This is a genomic window from Daejeonella sp. (assembly GCF_030684675.1).
In the GTDB taxonomy this organism is placed as follows: domain Bacteria; phylum Bacteroidota; class Bacteroidia; order Sphingobacteriales; family Sphingobacteriaceae; genus Daejeonella.
In genome coordinates, this window is record NZ_JAUXXZ010000074.1 from 1 (window position 1) to 12,444 (window position 12,444).

General features: G+C 39.1%; 9 protein-coding genes and 1 pseudogene. 4 read left to right on the forward strand and 6 right to left on the reverse strand.

All coding sequences use genetic code 11. The features are described from left to right. Nucleotides 1-276: 276 nt before the first annotated feature. The 4 genes and pseudogenes from Q8M41_RS15330 to Q8M41_RS18245 all read left to right on the forward strand — a co-directional run. Complete coding sequence (locus Q8M41_RS15330; protein WP_305366167.1) at nucleotides 277-2,721, forward strand: PIG-L family deacetylase; 2,445 nt, start codon at nucleotides 277-279, stop codon at nucleotides 2,719-2,721. A gap of 5 nt (nucleotides 2,722-2,726) precedes the next feature. After that, nucleotides 2,727-2,909: a hypothetical protein gene (locus Q8M41_RS15335; protein ID WP_305366168.1), complete on the forward strand. Its 183-nt coding sequence runs from the start codon at nucleotides 2,727-2,729 to the stop codon at nucleotides 2,907-2,909. Nucleotides 2,910-3,017: 108 nt separating this feature from the next. After that, nucleotides 3,018-4,724: a sodium:solute symporter gene (locus Q8M41_RS15340; RefSeq protein ID WP_305366169.1), complete on the forward strand. Its 1,707-nt coding sequence runs from the start codon at nucleotides 3,018-3,020 to the stop codon at nucleotides 4,722-4,724. Nucleotides 4,725-4,853: 129 nt separating this feature from the next. After that, nucleotides 4,854-4,955, forward strand: a pseudogene (locus Q8M41_RS18245) (hypothetical protein); the annotation flags it as partial. Nucleotides 4,956-5,091: 136 nt separating this feature from the next. On the opposite strand, the gene Q8M41_RS15345 reads toward Q8M41_RS18245, so the two are convergent. The 6 genes from Q8M41_RS15345 to Q8M41_RS15370 all read right to left on the reverse strand — a co-directional run bounded on the left by Q8M41_RS15345 (nucleotide 5,092) and on the right by Q8M41_RS15370 (nucleotide 12,434). Beyond that, nucleotides 5,092-6,111, reverse strand: a complete 1,020-nt coding sequence (locus tag Q8M41_RS15345) for a PAS domain S-box protein (protein ID WP_305366170.1) — start codon at nucleotides 6,109-6,111, stop codon at nucleotides 5,092-5,094. A 6-nt stretch (nucleotides 6,112-6,117) separates the two neighbouring features. Continuing rightward, nucleotides 6,118-6,549 (reverse strand): response regulator, encoded by a 432-nt coding sequence (locus Q8M41_RS15350; RefSeq protein WP_305366171.1) that lies wholly within the window; start codon nucleotides 6,547-6,549, stop codon nucleotides 6,118-6,120. Nucleotides 6,550-6,561: 12 nt separating this feature from the next. Then, complete coding sequence (locus Q8M41_RS15355; RefSeq protein ID WP_305366172.1) at nucleotides 6,562-9,069, reverse strand: PAS domain S-box protein; 2,508 nt, start codon at nucleotides 9,067-9,069, stop codon at nucleotides 6,562-6,564. 298 nt (nucleotides 9,070-9,367) lie between these two features. Continuing rightward, entirely contained in the window at nucleotides 9,368-10,975 is a 1,608-nt protein-coding gene (locus Q8M41_RS15360) for a response regulator (RefSeq protein ID WP_305366173.1), read from the reverse strand. A gap of 6 nt (nucleotides 10,976-10,981) precedes the next feature. Continuing rightward, nucleotides 10,982-11,560 carry a chemotaxis protein CheB gene (locus Q8M41_RS15365; RefSeq protein WP_305366174.1) on the reverse strand — a complete coding sequence of 193 codons (579 nt, stop codon included), beginning with the start codon at nucleotides 11,558-11,560 and terminating at the stop codon, nucleotides 10,982-10,984. Nucleotides 11,561-11,606: 46 nt separating this feature from the next. Beyond that, a complete protein-coding gene (locus tag Q8M41_RS15370) occupies nucleotides 11,607-12,434 on the reverse strand; it encodes a protein-glutamate O-methyltransferase CheR (protein ID WP_305366175.1) in 828 nt (275 codons plus the stop codon). Nucleotides 12,435-12,444: the final 10 nt, after the last annotated feature.

A 12,444-nucleotide genomic window follows, 5' to 3' on the forward strand; every position in this document is an offset into this window, starting at 1 on the left:
TATTATTAAGTAGGGATTTAGGCGCTATGCTGTGCCCCTTTGGAGGGGCTACGGGGAGGTTCCACCCCCTTTAATTCCCCCGCCGGCGGGGGATACTGGATGCCTAAGCATAACGACACAGAAATGTGTCCACACGATAGGGTTTTATCGGATGAAAAGTCGTGAGGGAGGTTCCAGCTTCCCTTTAGAATCTTATCCTTTTTATGGTAAATTTTTTGTGTCATCACCTTCAGGCATAGTTTTTTCCATATTTTCGGGTATTATGGATTTTACACTATGAACATTCGTCAATTAGGGTTTAGCCTTTTTCTGTTTTTTCCACTTTTCGTTTCCGGACAAAGCTCCATCCAACTCAATTCATCAGAAATTAAGCTTGGACTCAAAAAATTAAATACCCTGGGTTCTGCATTATATATTGCTGCGCATCCTGATGATGAAAACACCCGTTTACTGGCATTTCTTGCTAAGGAAAAGAAATTCAGAACAGGTTATTTATCGCTGACCAGAGGCGATGGAGGCCAAAACTTAATTGGAAATGAGCAATCTGAATTACTCGGACTCATACGTACCCAGGAATTACTTGCAGCAAGACGCACCGATGGTGCTGAACAATTCTTTTCGAGGGCAATCGATTTTGGGTTCTCAAAAAATTCGGATGAAACTTTTAGAATCTGGGATAAAGAACAAATCCTGGCCGATGCAGTTTGGGTAATCAGGAAGTTCAAACCGGATGTCATCATCACACGCTTTCCTGAAGATGAACGTGCCGGACATGGTCAGCATGCCGCATCTGCGATCATTGCCCGCGAAGCATTTATCGCCGCATCAGATCCAAAACGTTTCCCTGAACAACTAAAATATGTAAATGCCTGGCAAGCCAAACGAATAGTTTGGAATACCTATAATTTCGGCTCAATGAATACAACAGCCGAAGATCAGTTAAAACTGGATGTTGGTATTTATAATCCATTGCTGGGTAAAGGTTATGGCGAAATCGCCGCTGAGAGCCGTACCCATCATAAAAGTCAGGGTTTTGGAAGCGCCAGACAGCGCGGACAGGCAGTCGAATATTTTATACAAACTGCAGGTACTATATCAAAAAACGACCTCTTTGAAGGGATAAATTCAAAATGGAACCGCATCCCGGGAGGAGAAGAAATCGGGAGGATGATCAATGAAGCAGATCAGAATTTTAACACTGATGAACCTTCCGCCTCCGTTCCAACATTAATCAATATCCTCAAAACAATTAACAGACTGCCTGAAGGTTACTGGAAGGACCGAAAGACCAGGGAATTAAAAGATCTGATTGCAGCAGCCGCCGGGCTTTGGTTTGAGTCCTATACTTTACAGGCCATGCAGGCATTAGGTGACAGTATCAGACTGCGTTCTGATATTGTACTTCAATCCAAAATCCCTGTTAAATTGCTGAGCATAAACGGACAAAAACAGGATTTTGATCTGAAAGAAGGAGTATCAAAAAGTATTCAAAGCAGTGTATTGGCAAAAGAGATCACAGAACCTTACTGGCTATTCGAAAATCATCCGATGGGCATGTTCAAAATCGATGATCAGCAATTAATCGGGTATCCTGAGAAGCCTAGTTCAGCCGCAATTGGCTTCAGTTTCAGGATTTCAGATGAGGTAATTTCATATCAGCGTCCGGCGGTTTTTAAATTTACCGACCAGGTTCGGGGTGAGGTATACCAGCCATTAATCATTGCTCCGGCAGTCACAGCCAGTATCGCCGACAAAGCCTATGTCTTTTCCGGAAATACCTCCAAAACGATACAAATACTCCTGAAAAGCTTTCGTGATAAAACAGAAGGCAGCCTGAGACCTAAGGTACCCTCCGGATGGAAAATTGAACCCCAAAGTATAGCGTTTAATCTTCCGAAAAAAGGAGATGAAAAAACAGTTCAGTTTACTATAAGCCCCAGCGAGCAGGCTGAATCCGGAAAATTCACTCTTAGTATTCAGTCGGGTGGACAGAATTATAATCGGGCTCATCGAATCATAGATTATGATCATATTCCAATTCAAAATCTTTTTCCGCTCGCCGAAGCGAAAATCGAGCGGGTTGAGCTTAAAACAGCAGGTAAAAAGATCGGATATATTGCAGGAGCCGGTGATCTGATCCCTGAATCCTTACAACAAATTGGTTACCAGGTCAGTACCCTGTCAGAAACCGAGATAATGAATACTGATCTTGCACAATACGATGCAATCATCACCGGGGTGAGGGCTTATAATGTTAATGAAAGATTAGCCCTTATGCAGCCTAAACTGATGGAATATGTCAATAAAGGGGGAACTTTATTGATTCAATATAATGTCAATAACCCATTGCTGGTACAGAATATTGGCCCATATCCGTTTAAAATAACGCGCGACAGGGTAACTGATGAGAATGCGGGTGTACGGTTTCTTGAAAAAGATCATCCTGTTTTGAACTATCCGAATAAGATTACAGCTAAGGATTTTGAAGGATGGATTCAGGAAAGAGGCCTGTATTTCCTTTCGGATGCAGATCCAAAATACAGCCGTATATTAAGCATGAATGATCCGGGAGAAACTGCAAAAGACGGATCACTACTGGTTGCCGATTATGGCAAGGGAAGATTTGTATATACCTCCCTTGTTTTTTTCAGGGAATTACCTGCCGGAATACCCGGTGCATATAGATTATTTGTAAATTTGATCACAAAACAAAAAGAATAATAAAGATGAAAACTGAAAACTCTGCAAAAACCAATAGTGCTTATTACATCGTTCCGGCCGTATTATGTGGTATTCTTACTGCCTGTGTGGTAACAGGATCATTTGGCTACATGGTGTTGGGAGCAATATTGGGTCTTCTTACCGCAGGCCTCTGGGCCAATGTTGTTCAGCATGGAGAAGAAGCCTGATCAGGATCTTCCACCGTTTGTAAAGACATGGAACCAGTTCTACTATCTTCTGATTGTATGGCTGGTACTTCTTATTGTCTTGTTTTATCTGTTCACTAAAACTTTTGAATGAGCGGGATTGACTGGATAGTACTGTTTACTACCCTCCTCATAATTGTCGTATATGGCATTTACAAGAGTCGGGGGACAGAAAATATTGAAGGTTACCTGCTTGGAAATCACTCTTTTCCCTGGTATAGTGTAACCTTGTCGGTCATGGCCACTCAGGCCAGTGCAATCACTTTTCTTTCGGCTCCCGGACTTGCATTCTCATCAGGAATGGCATTTGTTCAGTTTTACTTCGGCCTTCCGCTGGCCATGATTGTACTCTGTATTACCTTTGTCCCTATTTTTCATAAACTCAAAGTTTATACTGCGTACGAATTTCTTGAAAATCGATTTGATCTTAAAACCAGGGCATTAACTGCCTTTTTATTCCTGATTCAGCGCGGACTATCAACCGGAATCACCATTTATGCCCCATCCATTATACTCTCTACGATTCTTAATATTGACACGACCATTACTACGCTATTTATCGGCGGACTTGTAATCAGCTATACGGTTTATGGTGGCACAAAAGCAGTATCCTATACACAAATGCTGCAAATGGCTGTCATATTTTCAGGGATTCTGATAGCAGGAATTCTGGTCGTAAAAATGCTTCCTGAAAGTGTGGGGTTCGGAAAAGCCTTACAAATAGCCGGTAAAATGGGCCGGACAAATGCAATAGATTTTTCTTTCGACTGGAATAATCAATATACTGTATGGAGTGGCTTAATCGGCGGATTTTTTCTGCAATTATCCTATTTCGGAACTGATCAAAGTCAGGTAGGGCGGTATCTTACCGGTTCATCAGTTGGTCAAAGCCGGCTTGGTTTGTTAATGAACGGTCTTTTAAAGATCCCGATGCAGTTTCTGATCCTTTTGATCGGAGTACTTGTTTTTACATTCTATCAGTATCATCAGCCACCAATATTTTTTAATAGTTATGAGCTCGGCAAACTGGAAAAGAGTCCGTATAACAAGGAACTTGAACAGATAAAAACAGATTATTCGAATGCATTTACCGAGAAACAGGCAGAGATCAATCGTCTCGAACAGGCAATGAATGCAGAGGATGAGGCAGCAATAAATACACAACGTACAATTCTGGAGAATGCCGATAAAAAAACCAAAGCAATCCGGCAGCAGGCAGTTGACCTGATGAAAAAGAATGATCCGGACGCTGAAACGAATGATAATAATTATGTGTTCCTCAGTTTTGTCACTAAATATCTTCCTCAGGGACTTATCGGCTTACTGATTGCGATCATTTTCCTGGCTTCAATGGGATCCACTTCAAGTGCATTAAACTCCCTGGCTTCAACTACCGTTATTGATATTTATAAGCGACTGGTTAATCCGGATGCTTCGGATGAAAAATACCTTTCGGTATCCAGATGGACAACCATAATCTGGGGCATATTTTGTATCCTGATGGCACTCTATGCAAGTAAAATGGGCAATTTGATTGAGGCGGTTAATGTATTAGGATCATTATTCTATGGAACGATACTCGGCATATTCATCGTTGCCTTTTACCTAAAAAAGATCGGAGGATCAGCAACCTTCACAGCGGCCATCATTACAGAAGTTATAGTATTTAGCTGCTGGATGCTGGATCTTATGGCTTTTTTATGGCTGAATGTGGTGGGATGTTTCCTGGTTGTAATGATGGCGCTTATTCTGCAAACGATATTGAAGAATGATCCGGAGGCAGGTCAAACGCATTAAAATAGCAGTCTATTTGTTTTAAATTTAAATGACTGATTATCAAATATTTAACTTACTTATGTGATGGTTTTTTGTATATTTTCCTGACAATCAGATGGATGCAAAAAATAACACCAGCACTATTTTAACGAAATGGAAGACTTTCGCTTGAACAGAAAAAAGCGGTATTTACTAACCGATATTATAATCATAACTATAGCAGCGGTTCTTAAGGGGTATGAAAAGTTATGACGATATTGAAGATTTTGGAATAATGAGGGAGGCCATAAATATCCTTAAAAGGGATGAATCAAAAAAATTAGTATCAGAAGGAAAATGAATATTGCTGCACTGGATCTTAATGTGTTCCTTCTCTGAAATACCTGACTTAATCCTGTATATTAGTATTAATATCCTCTGCTTTTTTAACAATATCCCGTATGATATGATCCAGTTCATTACAGCAGTTGACTAAATTATTAAACCATTCTTCGTATTCCGTGTATTCTGATTTTATTTCGGTAAGAATGTTTATAATACCCATCATTCTTGCTAAGGGAGCCCTTACTACGTGCGATTGTATCCAGGCAATATCCTGAAGCTTTTTATTCTGATCTTCTACAGTTTTAATATATTGAACGCGTTCAGTAATATCATTTGCAAGGATCAAACGGGCTTTCCTATTCTTAAAATAAAAAATATCGCTTTGAATCTCCACATAAATGATATCGCCATTTTTTCTTTTATGCCTGTAAACTGCTTTTGCAAACCGTTTATCAAATTCTTTGTAGAAATTCACAGCTTCTTCCACTATCGGAATATCTTCTTCAGGCCTGATATCTTTGATAGTCATGCTGAGAAACTCGTTTTTAGTATATCCGTAATTTCTGACCGCAGCATCATTCACTTTTAAAAACCGGTATGATTCAAGATCAAAAATCCACATAGGCTGGGGACTCAAATGAAACAGGTCGCTATAGCGTTTTTCAGATTCTTTAAGTTGTAAACTTGCTTTCGATCGCTCTATAGCATAGATAATGCTCTTGAAAAGAGTGGTAGAATTCAGATCGTCTTTGATCAGATAATCTGAAATACCCTTAGAAATCGACTTTGTACTAAAATCAATATCGGCATATCCTGTTAAAATGATAATGGGTATCAGTGAAGCTGCTTCAAGTATATCGGTAACCAAATCCTGGCCGCCTTTATGCGGTAAAGTAAGATCTAATAAAATTATATCGAATAAAGCATCTCCAGCTGACAAAACTTCGGATGCCTGTTTAAAATTACTGGCATGTGCAATAAAAGGATTTAAGATCTGTTCTGTTAAAAAATCTTCAATTATAGCAAGATCACCCGGGTTATCTTCTACAACTAAAACCCGGCATGACATTTTGAATTTTACCATCCGCAATTATTTTTTTGAGGGTAATTTAACTATCGAGATCCAGAAGTCCTCTATTTTTGAAATAGCATCTATGAAATCATCTACCTCTACAGGTTTGGTAATATAACAATTGGCATAGTTATTATAGGACTGGTTGATGTCTTTTTCGGAAGATGAAGTGGTAAGCATGATTACAGGTATATGTTTCAGGTTGCCGTTGGTTTTAATATATTGAAGCACTTCCTGCCCGCTTCTTCTGGGCAGGTTAATATCTAATAAGATCAAATCCGGAGATTCTGTATCGGCATACCCGCCTGTTTTGTTTACAAAATCGATTGCTTTTTCGCCATCCTTTACTACGCTGATCTTATTTGTGATCTTGCCATTCTGCAGGGCTTCGGTCGTAAGAAGTATATCGCCATCATTGTCTTCAATTAATAAAATATGGATTGGGCTCATTTGTTTGCTCTGTTAGGTTTTTATAATTGTAAAATAAAATTTGCTTCCTTTGCCTTCTTCTGATTCTACCCAGATCTTTCCACCCTGGTTCTCAATGATTTTTTTGGTCACTGCTAGTCCCATTCCGGTACCGGGATAATCGTCTTTATTATGAAGCCTTTGAAAAATAACAAAAATTTTATCAAAATACTCCTTCCTGATGCCTATTCCATTGTCGCTGACAATAAATTGCCAGTAATTTTTAAACTCTATAGCGCTGATGTGAATTTGAGCAGGTATGCCTTGCTGAGAATATTTTAAAGCATTGCTGATCAGATTTTGAAAAACCTGGCGAAGCGGGGTTTTATATGCCCGGATCACCGGAAGCTTTCCTGCATGGATCATTGCGTTCTTTTCTGCAATTTGTTTTCTGCACAAAACTAGAATTTCGCTGAGCAGATCATTCAAATTAAGATCCTCCTGGGTATCTTCCGTTTTACCTACTTTTGAAAACTCGAGTAAGTCAAGGATGATCTGCCGCATTCTCCTAGCTCCGTCAACAGCGAATCCGATATATTTTTTACCGTTATCATCAATAACATTTCCATATTTTTTTTCTATTTGAGTCAGAAAACTGGTTACCATCCGCAGGGGCTCCTGTAAATCATGGGATGCCACATAGGCAAATTGCTCCAGTTCTGCGTTGGATACAGCAAGCTCTTTTACATGTTTCCGGATGCTTTCGTTTAACTCTCTTAAACGGATTTCAGAAAGTTTACGTTCGGTTACATCCTTAAAGTACACAGACAGCCCGTTATCAGAAGGGTAGGCGCTGATTTCATACCATTTTTCTAAAGGGGGATAGTAGTCTTCAAAATGCACTACCTGGTTGGTTTCAAGGGCCAGGTGATATTTACCGTACGATTCTGATCCTACAGAACTCGAATATACATCCCACAAATTATGATTAAGTATATCTTCTTTGTGTCTTCCCAGTACTTTCTCTGCTTCCTTATTCCAGTACGTAACTTTCCAATTCTTATCCACAGCAAAAAAAGCATCCCTTATACTTTCAAGGATGGTGTTTTTCTCTTTCAGGGTATTAATGAAATCCGTCTCAGCTTTCTTCCGCCAGGTAATGTCCTGCATGGCGCCCACCATCCGGATTGCTTTACCCTGTTCATCTCTTATTACAAAGCCATTGTCTGCAACATGAGCATACGTTTGATCGGATTTGCAATAGCGGTACTCATCCGACCAATTTGTTTGTACTCCATTAATCACTTGATAAATTCCGCTTACAACCCGCTCAATATCTTCCGGATGGATATGGGCTGTCCAGGAGCTAACATCGGTTTTAAACCCTTGTGAGGTGTAGCCGAATATGGTTTGAAATCCCTCACCCCAATATAAGGTATTATTAGCCAGATCCCAGTCCCAAATGGCATCTGATGTAGCCCGGGTGGCGTACTGATATCGCTGATTACTTTCTTTAAGTTTCATCAATACCCGTTCACGCTCGGTAATATCGTTGAAAAAGGCCGTAACTCCTGAAAAAAGGCCGCTTTGATAGTCTAAAACAATATTCCCTTCTACCATTATTATTTTTTCACTTTTACTTTTAAGCGTTAGCCGTATATTGCTTATGATTTCTCCAAATTCTGCTTTGGCGGTATAGGCTTTATAAAGGTATTTAGATTCCTCTGACAAGATATCAGGCACAGTGAGGCTGAAAATTTCTTCGTCACTGTATTCCAGTTTTTGTTTAAACGAATCATTGGCAAACACCAGCCTGCCCTCCGCATCGCACTGACTGATTATTTCGTGGGTGTTCTCGGCCAGCAGATGGTATTTATGTTCGCGTTCTGCCAACTGTAAATTATTTGTTCTGAGTTTTCCAATTATTCTGGAAAGCAATATCCCTAAAAGGGTTAAAAGGATAAGAATTGAGCCATTCAGCCATAGCTTTGTTGCCTCAATTGTATGAAGCTGGTCTTCTATATTCTTGATATTTGTATTGTCTTTTTTGCCTGCATAATCAGATAAGGTGGTCTGCGCCTGTTGGAAATTCTGAAATGCGCTGTATACAAACCTTAAATTAAAGTTCACAGCTTCATCATGTCTGCCTTCTTCAATTAATTGAATTAGCGTTGCCCTTACTTTTGCATAGTGTACCCTGAATGATCTAAGCTTATTGAAAAGGCGCTGTTCATGCGGATCTGTTACCAGTTTTTCATATTCTTTCAGGTTGGAGTCATTCTTTCCTCCTTCAGCCAATACTGTCTTTAATGCCTCATTTTTTGCCTTTTTTTCGGTGTAATATAAAAAGCGCAACAGATTAACATGAACATAATCACTCCCCTTGCGCATACGGATGAGGATAGCCTGCTTATGGAGAGATTTATTGAGTAACTCGCTTATGATATGATGGGTTTTCTGCTGGTGCTTATATTCATTGACCCCAACAGTAAGTAAGCCTGTCAGTAATGCTGTGTAAACGAGCAGCAGCAGGTGTGATATAGGTATATTTTTAATAAACATGAGTTTCATTAGCCAAAAACTACTTATCAAGTTACGGAATATTAATTGCTGGCCAAATTAGAAGATCGGCATTACCAGGGCAAACGCATAAAAATAGTTGGTTTCGGATGTACCAAATAACTATTTGATTATCTGATAGTTAATTTACTTATAGGGCGATTTTAGATATAATTATCTGATTAGCCTTCGTTATAACAATACTCCGAAGATTAATTCTGCTTTCTAAAAACGGCAGACTATGATGGAACTCTTGATATTGCTTAACAGCGGATTCTGTCTGAGCTTTGAAATACGGCACTCAATTTATACCCAGAAGAAAACTAATTTTTTGATGCAATACAACCGGATCAAAAGGTTTACTGAGTATATCATTAACACCCGCATCCCAGCCGGCTTGCTGCTCTTCCTCTAACACCGCAGCAGACAATGAAATGATCGGTATATTTTTTTGCGGTTCATCAAAATCGGTACGTATTCGTCTTGTTGCCTCAAAGCCATTCATGGTCGGCATGTGCGTATCCATAAGGATCAGATCATAATGCGTGTCCTTTATCTTATCAAGCACTTTGCCGCCATCATCAACTATATCAACGCAAATATTCCAGTTTGTAAGAATTTTACTTATCATGAATTGGTTTATAGAATTATCTTCAGCCAGCAGAATAGTTACATTCTTAAATTTGGGAAGATCCGCGACCGAAATTTTCTTTTCCATATTTTGCTTACCTGTGATCACTTCATACTTATTTGTAAAAGTAAATGTGCTCCCCTTACCCGGTATACTGCTCACAGAAAGATCCCCGCCTTTTAAATCTGCAAGCTTTTTAACGATGGACAGGCCTAAACCTGTGCCCCCATACTTTTGCGCCGTTGAATCTTCTGCCTGTTCAAATGAATTGAAAACTTTGCCCAGACCTTCTTCAGAAATACCAATTCCGGTATCAATAATGGAAAACTGCAGTTGTGCTGAATGATCCTTTTTATCCAGATTTATAACCCTTAGCGTTACAGACCCTTTATCAGTAAATTTTATAGCATTTCCCATCAGATTCATTAAAATCTGGTTTAACCTTAACGCATCTGCTATGATATAATCAGGTACCTTATTATCAATTTCCAATACCAGCTTAACATTCTTTTCATCTGCTCTAAATTTCATAAGATCTACAACAGCCTGTACAAGATCCCTGATATTGGTTTCGGCTTTAACTATCTTAAATTTACCGGCTTCGATCTTCGAAATATCTAAAATATCATTGATTACCCCTAATAATGATTGAGATGATACCTCAAGGAGTTTAACAAATTCTTTCTGATCATCACTAAGCTCTGTATTCTTTAATAAGTGCGCCAGGCCAATTATTCCATTAATGGGTGTACGGATTTCATGGCTCATATTGGCCAAAAAGCTTTCCTTGACTCTTTTTGCCGCCTCGGCCTGCTCTTTTGCTTTTACAAGCTCCTTTTGAAATTCCTCTAATTCTATATTTTTTTGTTTAAGCTCCTGCTGACTTCTTACAACGCTGATAAAAGCGTCCACCTTTGCTATCGTAATATAGGGGTCAAGAGGTTTGTATAAATAATCCACCGCACCTGATTCGAGCCCTTTTACTACGTATTTTGTTTCTTTAGAGATAGCTGTAACAAATATGACCACCATTTCACGGGTTCGTGGATTACTTTTCAGGATCTGTACCAACTCAAATCCATCCATTTCAGGCATTTGAACATCTACCAGGGCAATAGCAATATCCTGATCCCAACAAATCCGTAATGCTTCGTTTGGAGATGTGGTAGTAATCAGGTTAATATCATCCCGTCGAATAAGAGCTTCCAAAGCAATAATGTTTTCTTCCCTATCATCAACGATAAGGATATTAACAGGTTGTAATTGTGTTCCGGCCATTATAAATTATAAATTATTAACATTAGCGGATGTAACCTTTATACGGTAAATTTCATCAAACAGATTAAATAGTTCCTCATTTTTCAAAATCAGGTCTACCTGGGTGAGTGCAATTGCCGATTGCGGCATCGTATTAACTTCAGCTTCCTGAGGATCCTGTACAACTGTCAGCCCGCCCTTATCTCCTATATATTTGATGCCATTTGCCCCATCCCGATTAGCTCCTGATAATAACACGCCTATTACTTTACTTCCCAGCACATCAGAAACACTCTGAAAAGTGACATCTATAGAAGGGCGGCAAAAATGAACAGGCTCTGAAAAATCGAGTGTAAAGCTACGGTCAGGCTCTAATAACAGGTGATAATCAGCAGGGGCGAAATATACATTTCCCGGTTTCATCCATTGTTTATCTGCTGCCAGCTTTACGGGGATCAGCCCTTTGGCAGTAAGGATCTTTTCTATTCTGGACTCATATTTTCTACTGCGGTGAATAATAACGATCACTGCAACCGGATAATTTTCAGGCAGTTGTAAAATAAGATCGTGAAGCAATGAAAAACCGCCTGCTGAGCAGCCGATCATTAAAACTTCTGTTTGTTTTATTTTATCATTTATATATGAACTAATTTTAGCCAATTTTCTGATATATATTAAACTTCTTATCTATTACTTTGAAATGCTTTGAAATAGCTTCGTCTCTTAAACATTCTTTTGAACCCAGGCACAAAAAACCCAGGGGCTGAAGGCTATCATAAAATAGCCGTATTACTTTTTCCTGAAGGCTTACGGTAAAATATATCAGCACATTTCTGCAGGAGATCAACTGAAATTCATTAAATACCCCATCTGAAACGAGGTTATGAATGGAAAATAAAGTTTTAGTCTTCAAATTATGGTTAATAGCTGCGGCATCGTACAGCGCTGTATAGGAATCCGATAAAGAGTGTGCGGTACCGGTGTCCCGATAATTCTCGGAATATAATTTCATTTTCTTAAGATCATAAATTCCTTTTCGTGCATGCTCCAGAACATCTGCATTAATATCCGTGCCGTATAACAAAGAACGGTTATATAGTTCCTGTTCCTTTAATAAAACAGCATACGAATATACCTCTTCCCCTGTTGAACAACCGGCATTCCAGATCTTAATATGTTGAAAAGATGCGAGATAAGGCAAAACCTTTTCCCTTAAACCTTTGAAAAATTCAGGGTCACGGAACATTTCCGTTACATTCACTGTAATTTCTTTCAAAAAGTACTCAAAAAATTCCTCATCATTTATTAACCGGTTATTCAGCTCGAATAAGTTTATTTTGTTCAGGCCCATTACACGGCTGACTCTTCTCTTTAAAGAGGCTCGGGAATATTCAAAAAAATTATATCCATGAACCTTATTAACCAGGTGAATTACCTCTTCAAGTTCTTCAAATGTTATAAACTCTGCCGAGGATGCCATATTTAAAATC